General features: G+C 67.1%; 16 protein-coding genes and 1 tRNA gene. 14 read left to right on the forward strand and 3 right to left on the reverse strand.

Annotated elements, in window-relative coordinates; all coding sequences use genetic code 11:
• Positions 1-94 precede the first annotated feature (94 nt).
• The 6 genes from topA (at position 95) to G3T36_RS13685 (ending at position 7,217) form a co-directional block, all read left to right on the forward strand.
• Complete coding sequence (gene topA, locus G3T36_RS13660; protein WP_163290379.1) at positions 95-2,899, forward strand: type I DNA topoisomerase; 2,805 nt, start codon at positions 95-97, stop codon at positions 2,897-2,899.
• Positions 2,896-3,528, forward strand: coding sequence for a dTMP kinase (gene tmk / locus G3T36_RS13665; RefSeq protein ID WP_163290380.1), 633 nt, complete (start codon positions 2,896-2,898; stop codon positions 3,526-3,528). Before topA ends, tmk begins: the two co-directional genes overlap by 4 nt.
• Positions 3,529-3,580: 52 nt before the next feature.
• On the forward strand, positions 3,581-4,732 hold the full coding sequence (locus G3T36_RS13670) for a DNA polymerase III subunit delta' (RefSeq protein ID WP_163290381.1): 1,152 nt from the start codon (positions 3,581-3,583) through the stop codon (positions 4,730-4,732).
• Between the two features lie 52 nt (positions 4,733-4,784).
• Positions 4,785-6,305 (forward strand): alpha/beta hydrolase, encoded by a 1,521-nt coding sequence (locus tag G3T36_RS13675; RefSeq protein ID WP_420811053.1) that lies wholly within the window; start codon positions 4,785-4,787, stop codon positions 6,303-6,305.
• Between the two features lie 63 nt (positions 6,306-6,368).
• Positions 6,369-7,049 carry a TetR family transcriptional regulator gene (locus G3T36_RS13680; RefSeq protein WP_163290383.1) on the forward strand — a complete coding sequence of 227 codons (681 nt, stop codon included), beginning with the start codon at positions 6,369-6,371 and terminating at the stop codon, positions 7,047-7,049.
• A gap of 95 nt (positions 7,050-7,144) precedes the next feature.
• Positions 7,145-7,217, forward strand: a tRNA-Thr gene (locus G3T36_RS13685).
• A 49-nt stretch (positions 7,218-7,266) separates the two neighbouring features.
• Here the strand turns inward: G3T36_RS13685 and G3T36_RS13690 are convergent.
• The 3 genes from G3T36_RS13690 to G3T36_RS13700 all read right to left on the reverse strand — a co-directional run bounded on the left by G3T36_RS13690 (position 7,267) and on the right by G3T36_RS13700 (position 10,242).
• Complete coding sequence (locus G3T36_RS13690; RefSeq protein WP_163290384.1) at positions 7,267-8,865, reverse strand: PQQ-binding-like beta-propeller repeat protein; 1,599 nt, start codon at positions 8,863-8,865, stop codon at positions 7,267-7,269.
• Positions 8,862-9,455: an RNA polymerase sigma factor gene (locus tag G3T36_RS13695; RefSeq protein WP_163290385.1), complete on the reverse strand. Its 594-nt coding sequence runs from the start codon at positions 9,453-9,455 to the stop codon at positions 8,862-8,864. The genes G3T36_RS13690 and G3T36_RS13695 overlap by 4 nt, the downstream gene beginning before the upstream one ends.
• Positions 9,456-9,531: 76 nt before the next feature.
• Entirely contained in the window at positions 9,532-10,242 is a 711-nt protein-coding gene (locus tag G3T36_RS13700; protein WP_163290386.1) for an alpha/beta fold hydrolase, read from the reverse strand.
• A 113-nt stretch (positions 10,243-10,355) separates the two neighbouring features.
• Between G3T36_RS13700 and G3T36_RS13705 the strand changes: the two genes are divergently transcribed.
• The 8 genes from G3T36_RS13705 to G3T36_RS13740 all read left to right on the forward strand — a co-directional run bounded on the left by G3T36_RS13705 (position 10,356) and on the right by G3T36_RS13740 (position 19,042).
• On the forward strand, positions 10,356-11,351 hold the full coding sequence (locus G3T36_RS13705; protein ID WP_163290387.1) for a Gfo/Idh/MocA family protein: 996 nt from the start codon (positions 10,356-10,358) through the stop codon (positions 11,349-11,351).
• A gap of 58 nt (positions 11,352-11,409) precedes the next feature.
• Positions 11,410-12,894 carry a D-alanyl-D-alanine carboxypeptidase/D-alanyl-D-alanine-endopeptidase gene (locus tag G3T36_RS13710; RefSeq protein WP_163290388.1) on the forward strand — a complete coding sequence of 495 codons (1,485 nt, stop codon included), beginning with the start codon at positions 11,410-11,412 and terminating at the stop codon, positions 12,892-12,894.
• Between the two features lie 32 nt (positions 12,895-12,926).
• A complete protein-coding gene (locus G3T36_RS13715) occupies positions 12,927-13,508 on the forward strand; it encodes an isochorismatase family protein (protein ID WP_163290389.1) in 582 nt (193 codons plus the stop codon).
• 63 nt (positions 13,509-13,571) lie between these two features.
• Positions 13,572-15,782, forward strand: a complete 2,211-nt coding sequence (locus G3T36_RS13720) for an MMPL family transporter (protein ID WP_338031586.1) — start codon at positions 13,572-13,574, stop codon at positions 15,780-15,782.
• A gap of 130 nt (positions 15,783-15,912) precedes the next feature.
• Positions 15,913-16,944 (forward strand): thiamine pyrophosphate-dependent enzyme, encoded by a 1,032-nt coding sequence (locus G3T36_RS13725; protein WP_420811054.1) that lies wholly within the window; start codon positions 15,913-15,915, stop codon positions 16,942-16,944.
• Positions 16,945-16,954: 10 nt separating this feature from the next.
• A complete protein-coding gene (locus tag G3T36_RS13730; protein ID WP_163290711.1) occupies positions 16,955-17,959 on the forward strand; it encodes an alpha-ketoacid dehydrogenase subunit beta in 1,005 nt (334 codons plus the stop codon).
• A complete protein-coding gene (locus tag G3T36_RS13735; RefSeq protein ID WP_163290390.1) occupies positions 17,952-18,275 on the forward strand; it encodes a biotin/lipoyl-containing protein in 324 nt (107 codons plus the stop codon). Before G3T36_RS13730 ends, G3T36_RS13735 begins: the two co-directional genes overlap by 8 nt.
• Positions 18,275-19,042 (forward strand): alpha/beta fold hydrolase, encoded by a 768-nt coding sequence (locus tag G3T36_RS13740; protein ID WP_163290391.1) that lies wholly within the window; start codon positions 18,275-18,277, stop codon positions 19,040-19,042. The genes G3T36_RS13735 and G3T36_RS13740 overlap by 1 nt, the downstream gene beginning before the upstream one ends.
• The last annotated feature ends 31 nt before the right edge of the window (positions 19,043-19,073 follow it).

Genomic DNA, 19,073 nt, shown 5'->3' on the forward strand with positions numbered 1-19,073 from the left:
CTGCTCACAATCACAGCTGACCAGTGGCGCCGGGGGAACGCATCCACCTGGATCCAGCTGTTTCTTCACAGGATGCGTATATAAGAGGAGTCAGGTGCCAGACACGAAGAAGCTGGTCATCGTCGAGTCACCGACAAAGGTGAAGTCGATCGCCCAGTACTTGGGAGACGGATACGAGGTCATGGCCTCGGTGGGCCACATCCGTGACCTCATCGAGCCCAAGAACCTCCCGCCGGAGCTGAAGAAAGGCTCGCTCGGCAAATTCTCCGTCGACGTCGAGAACGACTTCGAACCGTACTACGTCGTGTCCGACCAGAAGAAGAAGACCGTCGCCGACCTGAAGCGCGCCCTCAAAGACGCTGACGAACTCCTCCTCGCAACAGATGAAGACCGCGAGGGCGAGGCCATCGCGTGGCACCTGATCGAAGTCCTCAAGCCCAAGGTGCCTGTCCGCCGAATGGTCTTCCATGAGATCACCCGCGAAGCGATCGAGCAAGCTCGCGACAACACCCGGGAGATCGATTCTGCTCTTGTCGACGCGCAGGAGACGCGCCGCATCCTCGACCGTCTGTACGGATACGAGGTCTCGCCGGTGCTCTGGCGCAAGGTCGGACCCGGCCTGTCCGCGGGCCGTGTGCAGTCTGCAGCCACTCGACTGGTCGTCGACCGCGAGCGGGAGCGTCTCGCCTTCGTTGCAGCGGGATACTGGGACCTCACTGCGCAGCTCTCGCCGGTAGAGCAGGCTGACGGCAACGCCGGCTCGTTCGAGGCGCGGCTGGTGCGGCTCTCGGGCGAACGCATCGCCACGGGACGGGACTTCGACGACCGCGGCCAGCTGAAGAGCAGTGCCCGCACCCTTGATGAAGCGGCTGCCTCATCGCTTGCCCAGGCGATCGCCTTGCCGAGCACGACCGTCGTCGTCAGCAAGGTGGAGTCCAAGCCCTATTCACGGCGTCCCGCTGCACCGTTCACGACGTCGACCCTCCAGCAGGAGGCCGCCCGCAAGCTGCGGTTCTCCGCTCGCCAGACCATGAGCGTCGCCCAGTCGCTTTATGAGAACGGCTACATCACTTATATGCGCACCGACTCGCCATCGCTTTCGAAGCAGGCGACCGACGCGGCGCGCAAACAGGCGGCGGCACTCTATGGCGCCGCGACGGTGCCCGACAAGCCGCGCACGTATTCGGGCAAGAACAAGAGCGCTCAGGAGGCCCATGAGGCCATCCGGCCTTCGGGCGAGACGTTCCGCACGCCGGCCGAGCTCGCATCCGCTCTCCGCGGCAACGACATGCGGCTCTACGACCTCATCTGGAAGCGCACCGTCGCATCGCAGATGGCCGACGCGAAAGGCCAGACCGCATCGGTCACCATCGAAGCGTCCGTGACCGAAGGGGACAATGCGGGGGCTGTCGCCGAACTCTCGGCCAGCGGCACCGTGATCACCTTCCGTGGCTTCCTCCAGGCGTATGAAGAAGGACGCGACGAGGAACGGAACGGGTCGAGCGAACCGGCCGAGGCCAAGCTTCCCCCGCTCGAAGCGGGTCAGAAGCTCGACGTCGTCGATGTCGAGGCCAAGGGACACGAGACGACGCCGCCGCCGCGTTACACCGAGGCGAGTCTCGTCAAGACGCTCGAAGAGCTGGGTGTCGGGCGTCCGTCGACCTACGCCTCGATCATCTCCACCATCGTCGATCGCGGATACGTCACTCCTCGCGGGCAGGCTCTCGTTCCGAGCTGGGTGGCGTTCTCGGTGGTCCGGCTGCTCGAAGAGTATTTCGGCGATCTCGTCGAATACGACTTCACTGCCGAGATGGAAGACGACCTCGACCGCATCGCCGGGGGAGAGGCAGCGCGCAACGACTGGCTCAACAGTTTCTACTTCGGCAGCGAGAAGCACAAGGGACTCCGCCAGGTCATCGACAACCTCGGTGACATCGACGCCCGCACGATCAACTCGATCCGCATCGACGACGAGATCACGTTGCGCATCGGCAAATACGGGCCTTACCTCGAAATCATCGACCCCGGTGCACCCGAGGGCGCGACGCCCCGACGGGTGAACATCCCGCAAGATCTCGCACCGGACGAGCTCACCCCCGCCAAAGCGCTCGAACTCATCGACGCACCGGTCCAGACCGATCGTGTGCTGGGCATCAACCCGGCGAACGGCAAACAGGTCGTCGCGAAAGACGGCCGGTTCGGCCCGTACGTGACCGAGCTGGAGCCGGAGGCGCCCGGCGCGATCAGCGTCGACGAGGTGACGGTCGATCCCGAGACCGGAGAACTCATCGAGAGCCCGGCGCCCGCATCAGCCAAGAAGAAGCCCGCGGCGAAGAAGGCTGCGGCAGCCAAACCGCGTACCGCTTCGCTCTTCAAATCGATGGACCTCGCGACGGTCGACATGGACACGGCCCTCCAGCTGCTCGATCTCCCGCGGGTCGTGGGAGCGGATCCGGTGACAGGTGACGAGATCCAGGCGCAGAACGGCCGCTATGGGCCCTACCTGAAGAAGGGCGCCGACACGCGCTCGCTGACGTCGGAAGACGAGATCTTCACGATCGACCTTCCCGGCGCCCTCGAACTCTTCGCGCAGCCCAAGTACGGCGCTCGACGTGCGTCGAGCGCACTCAAGGAATTCGACGCGGACCCGGTGAGCGGCAAGCCCATCAAGGTCAAGGATGGGCGCTTCGGGCCGTACGTGACAGACGGCGTCACCAATGCGACCATCCCCAAGAACGAGATGGTCGAGGAGGTCGACTTCGAACGTGCCGTCCAGCTGCTCGCCGACAAGCGCGCAAAGGGACCGGCGAAGAAGCCGGCAGCAAAGAAGGCCGCACCGGCCAAGAAGGCTCCGGCGAAGAAGACCACGACCACGCGCAAGGCTACGACGACCACGTGAGCGAGCGGAACGACCAGGGCCTCTTCATCACGCTCGAAGGCGGTGACGGGTCGGGCAAGTCGACGCAGGCAGAGCTACTTGCGAGCTGGCTCCGCGAACGTGGCCGGACGGTGGTCAGAACGCGCGAGCCCGGCGGCACCGAGGTCGGGGTGGAGATCCGCGAAATCGTGCTGCACCATCGCGGCGACATCGCCCCGCGCGCCGAAGCCCTTCTCTACGCCGCCGACCGCGCACACCACATCGCGACGTTCGTGCGCCCGGCGCTGAAGCGCGGCGAGGTCGTGATCCAGGACCGCTACCTCGATTCGTCCGTCGCCTACCAGGGTGTCGGGCGGGTGCTCGACCCAGCGGAGATCCGTGAGCTGTCGTTGTGGGCCGCCGAAGGCCTTCTCCCCGACCTCACGATCCTGCTCGATCTCGACGAGACGGTGGCACGCACGAGACTGGACAATGCCCGGACGCGCTACGACCGCCTCGAGGCCGAGAAGGCAGAATTCCACGCACGCGTACGCGCGGCGTACCTCGGCCTCGCGGCGGACGAGCCGGATCGGTTCCTCGTCCTCGACGCATCACAGCCGGTCGACGAGATCTTCGCAGCGATCCGCCGACGCATCGCGACCCTGCTCTGACACCGCCTGTGGACAAGACGACGGCGTCGGCGGCAGACGATAGCCTGTGAGCATGGCAGTGTGGGACGACCTGACAGGTCAGGCTGAAGCCATTGCCATCTTCGAGGCAGCGGCGAACGCGCGAGACGGCGGCGCGATGACGCATTCGTGGCTCATCACCGGGCCGCCGGGGTCGGGCCGCTCGAACCTTGCATTCGCATTCGCGACGGCCCTTCTCAGCCCGGGCACCCCAGACGGCGACCTTGCGACCCGGCGCCAGGTCGAAGCGCGAACGCACCCCGACCTCGCCGTCCTCAGCACCGACCGCGTCATCATCTCGATCGAAGAGGTCAGGAGCCTTGTCGCGAGCTCGCAGTTCTCGCCGTCGGCGAGCCACTACCGCGTGATGATCATCGAAGATGCCGACCGCATGAGTGAGCGCACCTCGAACGTCCTCCTCAAAGCGCTCGAGGAGCCGCCCGAACGCACCGTCTGGATCCTGTGCGCGCCCAGCGATGCCGACCTCCTGCCGACCATCCGGTCTCGCGTTCGCACCGTGCGTCTCCGCGTGCCGAGCACGACCGACGTAGCCGAGCTGATCCAGCGACGCGACGGAGTCGACGAGGCACTAGCGGAACGAGCCGCACGTGAAGCCCAGAGCCACATCGGGATGGCGCACCGCCTGGCGACCAACGCGGAAGCCCGCCGGCGACGTGAGGAGACCATCGAGATCGCCCTCGGCATCCGGTCGGTCTCCGACGTGATCCTGGCGGCGGCGCGCCTGCTCGAGATCGCCGGCGCCGATGCGAAGGCGATCACCGAAGAGCGTGACGCCGAAGAGCGCGAACACACCCTGCGGTCACTCGGCATCGAGCCGGGAGGCACGATCCCTCCCGCCCTCCGAGGCCAGCTCAGGCAGCTCGAAGACGATCAGAAACGGCGGGCCACACGCAGCCTCCGAGACGGCATCGATCGCATCCTCGTCGATCTGCTGTCGCTCTATCGTGACGTGATGATGCTGCAACTGGGCAGCACGAGCGAACTCGTCAACCGTGAACGGCGCGGCGAGCTCGAGCTTCTCAGCACCCATTCGACTCCGGCCGATACCCTCGCAGCAATGGATTCGATCGCCACCGCGCGCGAACGCATCGACGGCAACGTCGCGCCCGCGCTTGCGCTCGAGGCGATGCTCGCCTCCATCCTGCGCGGCTCCGCGCGATCGTGAACAAGGAGAAGGTGTGACAACAGGCAAGACGGCACGGCACGGGCGACGAGTCGTGACACGGTGGTCGCTGCTCGCCGCGGTCACGGTCGTGGCGCTCACCCTGAGCGGATGCGTCGGGCTGTTCCTGCCCTCCCAGTCACGCGCGACGTCCACCCCCGTCGCCGAGAACGTCGCGGTCGACCTCCAGCCCTTCTACCGCCAGACCCTCTCCTGGACCAACTGCTCGAACGGCATGCAGTGCACGACGGCGCGAGCCCCGCTGGACTGGAACAACCCGTCGGCCGGCGAGATCAAACTGGCGCTCATCCGCCACCTCGCGACGGGAACGCGGCTCGGATCCCTGCTGATCAACCCCGGTGGCCCCGGGGCTTCCGGGTACGACTTCATACGGGACTCGGTCGATTACGCCGCCGACAAGAAGCTTCAGGCGTCATACGACATCGTGGGGTTCGATCCACGCGGTGTCGGGCGGTCGTCCGCTGTCACCTGCTACTCGCCGGCCCAGATGGACGCGTACCTCTACGACATCACACCCGGCGTGCGTGGCTCGGACGAGTGGATCGCCAACAACGTCAAGACAGCCAAAGACTTCGGGCAGGCATGCGGCGCGAAGACCGGTGCGCTTCTCGACCACGTGGACACGCTCAGTGCCGCGCACGACCTCGACCTGCTGAGGGCGACCCTCGGTGACAAGAAGCTCAACTATCTCGGCTACTCCTACGGCACGTACCTGGGAACCGTCTACGCCGAGCTGTACCCGCAGAAGACGGGGCGGCTCGTCCTCGACGGTGCGCTCGACCCTGCTTCGAGCAACTTCGACGTCACCGAGGTCCAGGCCAAGGGATTCGAGAGCGCCCTCCGGGCCTACCTCACGGACTGCCTGGCGCATGCGCACTGCCCGTTCTCGGGCACCGTCGCCGAGGGCATGGCCACGATCACCGATCTCCTCGCGGCTGTCGAGGCGAGTCCGATCCGCAATTCCGACGGACGGGAACTCGGAGCCAACACCCTCGTGACCGCGATCATCTTTCCGCTCTACGACAGGGCGAGCTGGAGCTACCTGAGCAAGATGTTCGACGCCGTGATGAAAGGCTCCGCTGCGTTCGCCTTCCAGCTCGCCGACGCCTACAACAGCCGGAACGACGACGGCACGTACGCCGACAACTCGACCGAGGCCTTCACGGCCGTCAACTGCCTCGACTACACCTTCGACGCCGATCCGTCGGTCATGCGGCAACAGGCTGCGGCGCTTTCGAAGGCGGCGCCGGTCATCGGGCCCTACCTTTCTTACGGCGACATCGGCTGCGCGAACTGGCCGTACACGTCGACGCTCAAGCGCGGTCCGATTGCGGCAGCGGGTTCGGCGCCGATCATCGTCGTCGGGACGACGAACGATCCGGCGACCCCGTACGTGTGGGCGCAGAACCTTGCCCACGAACTCGAAAACGGACACCTGGTCACCTACAAGGGCGAGGGACACACCGCCTACAACAAGTCGAACTCGTGCGTGAACAACGCGGTCGACGACTACTTCGTCAACGGCACCGTGCCGAGCGAAGACCCGAAATGCTGAATTGCCGCTACGGATATCGTCGTTTGAGTGGTGCAAGTTTGCACAGAACGCAATAATTGGGCAATGAGCGTCATCGAGGAAGAACTGGGCCTGCGCGAGCGTAAGCGACTGGCCACCCGTCGTGCGATTCAACTTGCGGCGGTAGAGCTCGCGAGCGAGCGAGGGTTCGACAAGGTCACGATCGACGAGATCAGCCACCTGGCGAACGTCTCACCGCGAACCTTCTTCAACTATTTCCCGTCGAAAGAGTCGGCGATCATCGGGGAACTGCCCGAAATGCCGGACGCGCGAACCGTCGACGAGTTCGTCGCGGCCGGCCCGGGAGAGTCCATTCTCGATGGCATCCGCAAGCTGCTGGTCGCAGCGATCGACACCGGCGACCTCGACACGGGCGGCCCCGCGAATGACGCCGGGGAAATGCGAACCGCTCACGACCTGCACAAGCTGCGCCGTGCCCTTCTCAAAGACAATCCCGAACTGTTCGCGCAGCGGATGGCGAGCATGCACCAGTTCGAGGATGCGCTCAGTGCTGTCGTGCAGCTGCGGCTCGCGCACGACGACCCGGAACTCCTCGAAGACCCCGAGACGTTGCACCAGCGCGCCCGACTGGTCACCTATGTCGCATTCGCCGGGATGCGTCACGCCTGGTCCTGCTGGGCCGACCACGGCGGCGTCGAGCCCCTCGCCGACCGCCTGCGCAGCTCCTTCGAACAGCTCCAGACCCTCAGCAGCGTCGTTCGCTGACCGCCTGGCCGGGTCGTCGAAGGCGGTGTGCGAACCGGCCGCCGGCATCAGGTAAGCTATCTAGCTGTGCGTCGCGCTCGAAGAGCGAGGCCCACGCCGCCCTAGCTCAGTCGGCAGAGCATCTCACTCGTAATGAGAAGGTCAAGGGTTCGATTCCCTTGGGCGGCTCCGAAAAATCCCCCTCGACCGGGCCAATGATTCCAGACGCCGGGCACGTTCAACCGATCGATTCGACGTGGTCACCGACGGTGCGCACGAGGTAGCCGCCCGCGAACAGCCACTGCTCACCCTGCGCCCGGGGTAGCGACCACAGAACACGGCCCGTCGCACTGTCATAGGCCGTACCCGTGTCCGACGCCAGCGCCCCGACATACGTGTTCGTCAGCCCGAAAAGGTCCCAGTCGTTGAACGGTACGCCGACGCCGGCAAGCGCCTTGCCGGTCTTCGCGTCGAACGAACATGCAGTGTCCTGTTGATAACGCACGCTCAATGCATTTCGGGCAGGGTCGACCATGACGCTCGGAATGCCCATGAAGTCCTTCGCCCCACACCCGCTGGTCGATGCAGTCCATGCGACCTGCCCGGTGAGCTGGTCGAGCACTGTGATGGATGTGCGGTCGACGATCGCCAGCTGACTGGTTGACGCCCGGCCGCCGAAGATCCCGGGCTGGGCTCCGGGCATCCCTACTCCGACTGCAAAGGCCCCGGGCGTTGCGGGTCGGGACCAGACCCGTGCGCCGGAGCCGTCGACGGCAACGTACGACACGGAACCGTCCGCAGCCTGCTGGTCCCAGAGCGTGATGAAGGACATCGTCGCGTGGAGTTCCGAACTCCCGGGGGATTTCGTGAGCGCACCGTTTTCGAGGTCGACGGAGCCGCGCTGGTACGGCCGGCCGGCCGGGGATGCGAAGTACACCGGCAGCGCCGAAGCGTGCTGCGTACCATCCGCGATCTGGAGGTAGTCGGTGTCGACAGCGGTCTTCCACACAGGGTGGTCTGGATCCAGCGGATCGATGGCAGTGATGGCTGCGCCCACCGAACCCGACGGCTCGGATGGCATGACGATGTCTCCAGATGTGCCGGGCACCGTCACTGCGCCGGAGTATGCACCGGGGCTGAACATCGAGATGGTTTCGCCCGTCGTCAGGTCGATCAGGTCGTGCGGCGCCGACTGGTCGGTCCCATAGTCGAGCAGGGCGCGTCCGGACGTGCCGAGAACGAGGAACTCAGGAAGGTTCGGTGAGCCCATCGACGAGGTGAAAGCCCAGACCCGGCTCCAGATCTTCTCCCCGCGCGCAGTATCGACGAGGGTGAGGCCGATCTTCTCGTCGCGATGCTCGGCGCAGGTCCCGCCTTCGTACTCTTTGGGGCGGGTGCCGGTCAGGAACACGGTGAGACCGTCAGCCAGGTCGTACGCGAGCGGGCGCATCCGGCATCCGTCCTCGATGCCGGGAAGGTCGAGCGACCAGCGGGTCTGGGCGGGGAGCGAGCTGACATCGTGGGGATACACCACAGCCGACTGGACCTGCACGCGCGGCACGCTCGCAGTCTGCGTCGGCGTGGGCGTGGGCGTCTCCGTCGGTGCAACCGTCGGGGTCGTGGTTTGCACCGGTGCCGGCGAACTGTCGCCGAAGTGGATCACGCCCGTCAGCGCGAGGGCCGCCGTGCCGCCGGCGAGAACGAGGGCGATCCCGGCCAGGATCGAGGTGAGCATGATCTGCAACCGGCGCTGGCGTTGGGGCTCGTGCTCGATCGTCTCGATCAACAGCTGCCGGACGGCGGCGCTGCGATTGGGGGAGAACTCCGTGGTGCTCATCGTGCACCTCCTTCGAGGATCGTCGTATCGTCGGCGAGCGGGGCGGCGAGTTCGGACAACCGCTTCCGTGCGCGGGAGAGCCGCGACTTGACCGTGCCCTCGGGAACGCCGAGCGCCTCCGCCGCCTGTGCTGCCGTGAGCTCCTCGAGGATGCAGAGGGAGATCACGTCCTGGTCACGCTTGGAGAGGCGTGCGAATGCCTCGCGCATCCGCCGTTCGCGTCCCGTTGCATCGATGGCTTCATCCACGCCGGGGGCATGGTCGTCCTGGGAAGCGGCAGGCGGCAGCTTCGCCAGTGCCGACCGGTAGCGCCGGAGGCTGCGCGTGTGGTTGCGCACCGTATAGGTCGTCGTGACCAGCAGCCAGCCGATGACGGACCCCTCGACGAGGCGAACGGATGCGCGCTTGCGCCACGCCTCCAGGAACACGACTGCGGTGACATCCTCGGCGTCGTGGGGTTCGCGAACCAGTCTCAGCGCGTGGCCGAAGACGCGGTCGCGGTGGCGGTCGTACAGCGACGCGAACGCTTGGGCGTCCCCATCCCGTGCCGAAGACCAGGCCGCGGCCTCGTCGAACCCATGCGTGCTCATACCTTCTAATGTCCGATCCGGCACGGACCGTTCCATTTCCGTGGCGAGAGGGACAGTAGCAGTTGCGCAGCGCGTTTCAGGCGGTCTGAGTGCATGACACAGCGGTGAGGATGGCCGCCGCGAGCTCCGCCGGTCTCGTGAACTGAGGCCAGTGACCGGTCGGCAGGTCCACGAGCTCGAGATCGTGCAGGTGAGACAGCTCCCTCACGAACGGAGCTCCTCCCTCCATCCATTCGCGAAGCTGCTGCGACGTGAACTCACACGCGACGACCGTTGACGGCACGTCGTAGCGCCGCTCGTCGTGAAGCTCCTGCTTGTCGACCATCACGCGGTACGGCTCCGGGATCGCTCGTGCACGGAAGGCCTCGCGCACCTCATCGGTGAGGTCGACGAGGTCCTCAGGCTCGAAGGCGTCCCACGCCGGCAGTGGCACACTGTCACCGACTGCGGGGTACTCGTCGGTGATGAAGCCGCCTTCTCCGAGGGGCACGCTGTCGACATAGATCGATCGTGCGATGCGGTCGGGACGTGCATCCGCCGCCGCATGGATCATGGCGCCCGCGCCGGAATGGCCGACGAGGACGACGGGGACCCCCGCGGCGTCGATCGCGCCGATCACCGCGTCGATGTGATCGCGCAGGCCGATCCCGGAACGGTCCGCGTCGACCGCTTCGAGGCCGGGAAGCGTGAGCGCCTGTGCGTCGTGACCGGCCTCGATGAGTGTCGGCGTTACAGCGGACCAGGAGGATGCATCGAGCCAGAATCCGGGAACCAGGATGATCTTCATGCCCGTGACCATACTCGCCGCCTCCGACGGCGGGACACTGCCTCGCGCCATCACGCCTGGTCGCGCTAGCATCGCAACGGCGCCGGCTCCCGCCGGCCCGGAAGGAGGCCCGCATGTCAGCAGTCGCCGAAGAGCCGATCCGCTGGGGCATCCTCGCCACGGGCTGGATCGCCCAGATGTTCACCAAAGACCTCGTGCTGACGGGGCGCGATGTGCGCGCAGTGGGATCGCGGTCCCTCGAGAACGCGCAGGCGTTCGCGGCCGAGTTCGGCATCCCGACGGCCCACGGCAGCTACGAAGAGCTGGCCAACGATCCCGAGGTCGACATCGTCTACGTGTCGACGCCGCATACCTTCCACGCTGAGAACGCCATCATGATGCTGAACGCGGGCAAGCATGTGCTCGTCGAGAAGCCGTTCACGCTGAACGGGGCGGAGGCGCGCGCGGTCGTCGATCTCGCGGCGTCGAAGGGCCTGCTGGTGCTCGAAGCGATGTGGACGCGGTTCCTTCCGCACGTTGCGCGCATCCGCGAGATCATCGAGGGAGGCACCCTCGGCGAACTCCGTCAGTTCAACGCGGATCACCGGCAGAAGGCGCCGACCGACCCCGGCCACCGGATGAACGCCCTCGAACTCGGGGGAGGCGCGCTCCTCGATCTCGGCATCTACCCGATCTCGTTCGCTGCGCACCTCTTCGGCACCCCCGAATCGGTGCAGGCCGCAGCGCGGTTCCAGGCCGGGGGCGCGGACTCGCAGGTCGCCACGATCTTCCACTACGCCGACGGCCAGCTCGCCACCACGATTTCGGCGCTCGACACCCTCGGCCCCAATGTGGCCACGATCGTCGGAACCGACGCGCGCATCGACATCGACGCCGTCTGGTACACGCCGACGACCTTCCGCGTCGTCAACAGCGCTGGTGATGTCGTCGAATCGTTCGACGAGTTCGTGGAGGGACGCGGGATGCAGTTCCAGGCGTTCGAGGCCGAGCGGCTCATCCGCGCGGGAGAGATCGCCAGCCCCCTCCTGTCGCCCGAGGAGTCGGTGTCGATCATGGAGACGATGGATGAGATCCGTCGCCAGATCGGTCTGGTCTACCCCGGCGAATAGCGTGGGATCGGGGAAAATGCTGGCAAGAGCATTCAGGAGCGGCAGGTAACATACACGGATGCGTGAATCGGAGACGACAGATCCAGCGGGCCGGCAGCCCGCAGCTTCGCCGTTCGCCGGCGTCCTGACGGCAGTGCGCAAGCACCCCGTCGCGTGGATCACAGCCGGAGCCGCCGCAGCGTTCCTCGTGCTCGGGTCGGGTGCCGTCGCGCTCGGCGCGACGGTGGGCACTCCCGCTTCCGCTTCCGCCGCCACGCTGCCGAGCTCGAGTGCCACCGCTACGCCGACGCCGACGCGAGCCACCCCGCCACCCCCGCGCCCTGTCCCCGCTGCCGCTCCCGCTGCGGCCAGGCTCCGCACGTGCTCGGTGAACGGACTCGCTCAGGACGGGCGCCTCGGCAACCTGGAAGCCCAGGTCGTCAACGCGAAGACCGGTGAGGTCCTGTTCGACCGCAACGGCGCCAAGCCCGGCCCCACGGCAAGCGTGCTGAAGACGCTGACTTCCGCGGCCGCACTCAAGGTTCTCGGCCCGGACTATCGCGTCTCGACCACTGTCGTGAAGGGCAGCGCTCCCGGCCAGATCGTCATCGTCGGTGGCGGCGACGTCACGTTGTCGCGCCTCCCCGACGGGCAGGCCTCGTTCTACACCGGCGCACCCAAGATCCAGGATCTCGCGAACCAGGCGAAGCAGGCGATGGGAGGCCAGCCGATCACGTCGATCGTCGTGGATACGTCGCTCTTCGGTGCACCAGTCTGGCAGCCGAGTTGGGACGAGCATGAGGAGCGTGTCGTCGAAGGCTCCACCTCGTACATCACGGCACTCCAGGTCGACGGTGACCGCAATGACCCGACGGCCATCGAATCGCCGCGGAGCACCGACCCGATCGGTCGCGCCGTGCAGTACTTCCAGCAGTACCTCGGCACCAATGTCCCGGTCACGCAGGGCAAGGCGCCGGCCGGCGCACAGCAGATCGCGGCCGTCCAGTCCCAGCCGGTCACGGCGCTGATCGACCAGGCGATGAAGGTCTCCGACAACACGATCATGGAGGAGCTCGCACGGCTCGTCGCGATCAAGACCGGAGCGGGCAACACGTTCGAGGCCGAGAACGCGGGCGTCATCGCGGGCCTCAAGCCCTACGGCATCGACACGACGGGCATCCACATCGCCGACGGGTCAGGCCTGAGCGGCGACAACGCTGTTCCGCCGTCGTACCTCACCCGCCTCTTCGTCAAGGTGCTGAACCGCGACAGCGGTCTCGGCATCGTGTACGACGGCCTGCCCGTCGCGGGCCAGTCGGGGACCCTCGGCCCGGGGTACTCCCGGTTCACGGGAGCCAACGCAGCGGCGCGGGGTGCGGTGCACGCGAAGACCGGCTGGATCAACAACGGCTACACCCTGTCGGGCATCGTGAGCGCGGCCGACGGCACACCGCTCACGTTCGCGGTGTTCGCTCTCGGACCGGTGAGCGACAATGCGAAGCAGGCCATCGATACGCTGGTCACAGGGTTCTACCATTGCGGGGACAACCTCACGAACAACTAGGGCCGGCTGCTGCCGGCCGAAGGGAGGCGCTCATGAGCAAGGCCCTGTTCATCATCGACGTGCAGAACGACTTCACCGAGGGCGGGGCTCTGGGTGTGGCGGGCGGAGCAGCTGTCGCGGCCGCCATCACGCGGTTCCTGGAAGCGCACGCCGGCGACTACACGACGATCTTCGCCTCACGCGACTGGCATGACGCCGACAGCGACAACGGCGGACATTTCGCGACGGATGCGCCCCCCGACTTCGTCCGCACCTGGCCGGTGCACTGCGTGGCCGGCACGACCGGCGCCGACTACCACCCCGCGCTTGCGACGAACAAAGTGACGTTCCACATCCGCAAAGGGCAGGGCGTCCCGGCATATTCGATCTTCGAGGGTCGCACCGAAGCGGGCTCGACGGTCCACAACCTTCTCGATGAGCACGGGATCACCGATATCGACATCACCGGGATCGCCACGGACTACTGTGTGCGCGCATCCGCCAAGGATGCGCTCGAGCACGGCCAGCGCGTACGGATCTTCACCGATCTCGTCGCGGGCGTCGCGCCGGAGTCGAGTGCCGCAGCGCTGGCGGAGCTCGCCCACCTCGGTGCCCGGCTCGAGGAATCCGCGTAGTCCCTCTCAACCTTTTGTTTGCTAAGTTAGTTGCTAACTTAGCTAGCTAAATAGGAGGACGGCGTGAAGCGGCGAGACGACTGGATCCCGGCGCGCTGGCTGCGCATCCTGCTGCCGACCGCGATCATCCTGGTCTGGTTCACTGCGGCGAGTTTCGGCGGCCCGACGTTCGGCAAGCTCTCGTCCGTCTCCAGCAACGACCAGGCGTCCTTCCTGCCCGCGAGCGCAGAGTCCACTGAAGTGCGGGACTTGCAGAAGAAGTTCACCGACTCCACCTCCATCCCGGCGATCGTGGTCATCGAATCCTCAGCCCCGATCCCGGCCGGTGAGCAGGCGGCCTTCGTGGCTCTGGGCCAGAAGCTGGGCGCAGTGGCGGGGGTGCAGCAGCCAACCGGAACAGCCGCGACCACAGTCGCTGGCCCGATCCCCTCGAAGGACGGGCGCGCGGTCGAGTTCATCGTGCCGGTCGAGGACGCGAACGGGGTCAAGACCGTCGTCGCCGATCTGCGCAGCGTCGTCGACGGCAATCTGCCTGCGGATGCACAGGGCTGGGTCACGGGGCCGGCCGGTCTCACCGCCGACCTGGTCAACGCGTTCGGAGGAATCGACGGAATCCTCCTGCTGGTCGCGGTCGGAGCGGTCTTCGTCATCCTGCTTCTCGTCTATCGCTCCGTCGTGCTCCCATTCCTGGTGCTGCTGACGTCGATCTTCGCGCTGACCGCAGCAATCCTCCTCGTCTACGCCTTCGCGAGCTGGGGCTGGATCACGCTGAGCGGCCAGAGCCAGGGCATCCTCTCCATCCTCGTGATCGGCGCGGCGACCGACTATGCGCTGCTCCTGGTCGCGCGTTTCCGTGAGGCGCTCGGTGAGGTCGAGTCGCGCTGGGCTGCCATCGCGCGGGCGTGGCGCGCTTCGCTCGAGCCGATCGTCGCATCGGGGGCCACGGTGATCATCGCGCTGCTGTGCCTGCTCTTCTCGGACCTCAACTCGAACCGGAGCCTCGGACCTATCGCAGCAATCGGGATCGTCTTCGCGCTGCTTTCCGCACTCACCCTCCTTCCGATGCTTCTCGTCCTGTTCGGCCGTGCGGCGTTCTGGCCGTTCCGGCCGCGTTTGATCGGCGAATCGCAACACTCGCCGGAGCACGCCGAACTCGACAGCGTTCGCGGACTCGAGGGAATCGGCGGACTCTGGCGAAGAGTCGGGATGTTGATCTCGAGCCGTCCGCGCCTCACCTGGATCATGGCACTCGTTCTTCTCGGCGTCTGCATCGCGGGGCTCCCGCAACTCAAGGCAAATGGAGTCTCGCAGACCGACGTGATCCTCAGCCAGTCGGACGCGGTCGACGGCGAGAAAGTGCTTGGGCGACACTTCGACGCCGGGTCGGGCAGTCCGGTGGTGGTCGTAGCGGATGCGGCGAGAGCCGACGCGACGCTCGCCGCGGTCGAACGCACCCCCGGCATCAACGCGGCGTCACTTTACGTCGGCAACGTCAACCCCACGAGCGCGGAGGCCAGGCACTCTCTGCCGCCTGTCGTCAAGGACGGGCGGGTGCTGATCAACGCGACTCTCGCGTCGCAGGCCGATTCGGGTGCGGCCGAACAGGTGGTGCGCGACCTGCGCCATACGCTGCCGGCCACCGACCCCCGGGTGCTCGTCGGAGGGGTGACCGCGATCGCCCTCGACACGAACGACACCGCGCAGAGCGACCTCATGAAGATCATTCCGATCGTGCTCGCCGTGATCCTGCTGATCCTGATGCTGCTGCTCCGGTCGATCCTGGCGCCGGTGCTGCTGATCGCGAGCGTCGTCGTGTCGTATGCCGCTGCCCTCGGGGTGTCGGCGTTCGTCTTCAACGACGTCTTCCGGTTTCCCGGTGCCGACGCGGCGGTCCCGCTCTTCGGGTTCGTCTTCCTCGTCGCGCTCGGGGTGGACTACAACATCTTCCTCATGACGCGCGTGCGCGAGGAGTCCCTGCGAATCGGCACTCGGCCGGGCATCCTTCGCGGCCTCGGCGTGACGGGAAGCGTGATCACGTCGGCCGGCGTGGTGCTCGCGGCCACGTTCGCCGCCCTCGCGGTCATCCCGATCCTGTTCCTCGTGCAGATCGCATTCATCGTCGCCTTCGGGGTGCTCCTCGACACGGTCATCGTGCGCTCGTTGCTCGTGCCGGCGCTGTCCTACGACATCGGGGCGCCGATCTGGTGGCCGTCGCGGCTGTGGCGCGGACAGCCACGCACCCTGCGCAGCGAAAGCGGCGCGCGGACCCGCTGAATGTACAGGGTGACCAGCAGCGGCTGTGCTTGTTGCCCACTCAGGTCACGCGTGGAAAAGTGGCCTCGCGGGCCGCGGAAGCTGCGCCCGCAGCCTGTGGCGCCCCGAGACGAAACGAGACCCGATGGCGATGACCGAGCGGATGAACCACCCCGAAGATGTGGACGACGCCACTGTGGACGCTGGGCTGCTCAGCCGTCTGTACGAGACGATGGTCGCCGTACGCCTGCTCGACCTCGACGCCGTCGCCATGCAGCGCCAGGGCATCATCCCGGGCTATGCGCCGATGCGCGGCCAGGAGGCGGCGCAGGTCGGCAGCGCCGCGGCTCTCGACCGCAGCGTCGACTTCGCGTTCCCCACCTATCGTGAGCTCGGCGTCGCGATCGAGCTCGGCATCGACCCGGTCTCCTACCTCGCATCCCACCAGGGTGCGTGGCACGGCGGTCTCTGGAATCCTGCCGAGACCCACCTCGCACCGCTCAACGCCGTCGTTGGCGGACCCGTGACCCATGCGGTCGGCTGGGCGATGGGTGCGCGGCTCGACCACACCGACGGCGTCGCCATCACCTATTTCGGCGACGGCGCCAGCTCGCAGGGCGACGTGCACGAGGCGATGAACTTCGCCGGGGTCTACCGTCTGCCGGTCGTCTTCTTCTGCCAGAACAACGGATGGGCGATCTCGGTGCCGACCGAAGCCCAGGTCGCCGGCGGGTCGGTCGCCGCTCGCGCTGAAGGCTACGGCCTGGTCGGCAACCGGGTCGACGGCAACGACGTGGTCGCCGTGTACCGGGCGACCGAGGCGGCGATCCTTCGCGCCCGCTCCGGCGGCGGCGCGACCGTGATCGAGGCGATGACCTACCGGGCCGGCCCGCACTCGACCTCTGACGATCCGGGACGCTACCGCACGCTCGACGAAGAGCAGGAGTGGCTGGCGCGCGACCCGCTCACCCTCGCGGAAGCCCGGCTGCGCGAACTCGGGTACGTCGACGCCTACTTCACGGGCGTCGAGGCGCAGGCGCGCGACCTCGCAGCGGAGGTGCGCAACGGGGTTGCGGCACTGGATGCGCGACCGGGCGAGGAGATGTTCGATTTCGTGTTCCAGGCGCCCACCGCATCCCTTCTCGAACAGAAGCGCAGCTGGCAGGAGGCCTCCCGTGGCTGAGCCGACGACGATGCAGACGACGACGATTCAGACGACGACGATGCAGCGGGCCCTCAACCGCGCGCTCGACGACGCCCTCGCCGCCGACGACCGTACGCTCGTGTTCGGCCAGGACGTCGGGGCGCTCGGCGGCGTGTTCCGCGTCACCGACGGGCTGCACGCCAAATACGGGGATGAGCGCGTGTTCGACACCCCGCTCGCCGAGTCCGGGATCATGGGGATGGCAGTCGGTCTCGCGATGGCCGGCTGGCGGCCGGTTCCCGAGATCCAGTTCGACGGATTCTCGTACCCGGCGATCGACCAGCTCGTGAACCAGGTCGGCCGTATGAACTATCGAAGCCGTGGCACCCTGCCGATGCCGATCACGCTTCGCCTGCCCAGCTTCGGCGGCATCCGTGCGCCCGAGCACCACGGCGAGAGCCTCGAAGCGCTGTTCGCGCACGTGCCCGGCCTCAAGGTCGTCTCGCCGTCGAATCCGTCGGAGGCTTACGCCCTGCTTCGCCAGGCGATCGACGACCCGGATCCCGTGATCTTCATGGAGCCCAAGTCGCGCTACTGGCACAAGGCCGGTTTCGATGAGGCGGTGGCCTCCGAACGGCTTCCGGTCGGAACCTCGCGGATCGTTCGACCCGGCCGCCACGTGACCCTGATCGCCTGGGGCGCAATGGTCGCCCGCTGCATGCAGGCGGCCGAACTCGGCGCGGAGGACGGCGTGGAGATCGAGGTCGTCGACCTGCGCTGGCTGAAGCCGATCGACGCCGTCGGCGTGGCCGAGTCGGTGGCGCGCACGAAGCGCGCGGTCGTCGTGCATGAAGCTCCGCTCACCGCAGGCCTCGGGGCCGAAGTGAGCGCCCTCCTCATGGAGCGCTGCTTCGCCGACCTCCGCGCACCCGTCGGCCGGGTCACCGGCTACGACGTCCCCTACCCGTCCCCGGTGCTCGAAGACGAGTACCTGCCGAGCATCGACCGCATCCTCGAAGCGGTCCAGCGAACCCTGGAGTACCGCCGTGGCTGAGATCACATTCGCCCTTCCCGACCTGGGTGAGGGGCTGCAGGAGGCGACCGTGCTCGAGTGGCTCGTCGCCGAAGGTGACTACGTCGAGCGGAACGCGCCACTCGTCGAGGTGGAGACGACCAAGTCGGCGGTCGAGCTGCCGTCACCCCAGTCGGGAACGGTCGCACGCTTCCACGTCGCGGAGGGCGACGCGCTCGATGTCGGCGAAGCGCTGATCACGTTCGAGGTCGCCGACGACGCCGCCGGGATCGTGGGGACGGTTCCCGAAGACGTGGCGCCCACGCGGCGCGTGCGGCTCCAGCTGCCGGAGGACTGATGTCACGGGTGTCCTTCGCCCAGACTCCGGACGGACAGCGGATCGCCTACGAGCGCACCGCAGGTGAGCATCCGGTGCTGCTCGTCCACGGTTTCGCGACCACCGGCGCCCTCACCTGGGAGGCCACCGGCTGGGTCCGGGCGCTCGCCGAAGCCGGCCGGGGAGCGATCGTCGTCGACCTTCGCGGCCACGGGCGGAGTTCCGGCCCGCACGACCCGGACGCCTACTCGCCGGCGATCTTCGCACGCGATCTCGTCGCGGTGCTCGATGCGGAAGGCCTGGAGGCCGTCGATGTCGTCGGCTACTCGATGGGCAGCTATGTGTCCCTCGCACTCGCACAGGGGTACCGGGATCGCATTCGGCGGCAGGTCGTCGGCGGGATCGGCACGACCGAGCAGTTCGCGCGGTGGGGCGTGGATGCGGTCCGCACCGCACTCCTGCAGCCCTCCGATCCCGAGGCCGACCTCTCCGACTCTCCGATCGCACCGCTGCTGACGTCGCTGCGCCAGGCGCCAGGGCTGGACCGCGAAGCGCTCGCCGCCTGTGTCGAAGGCATGGCTGCGCATCCGCTCGACCTGTCGTCGCCCGTGCCGACGATGCTGGTCGTCGGCGAGGCCGACCCGGTGACCGAGGGTCGTGAGGAGGCCGCCAGGATGCTCGACGCCGAACTGGTCGTGATCCCGCGGCGCAATCACGTCACCACGCTGAGCGCTCGCGCCTTCAAGCAGGCCGCACTGCCGTTTCTGGACGCCGCAAGCAGTTCGTAGGGTCTTTCGCGCATCCGCCCTACACTGTGCA

Source organism: Leifsonia tongyongensis (assembly GCF_010686705.1).
Lineage (GTDB): Bacteria > Actinomycetota > Actinomycetes > Actinomycetales > Microbacteriaceae > Diaminobutyricibacter > Diaminobutyricibacter tongyongensis.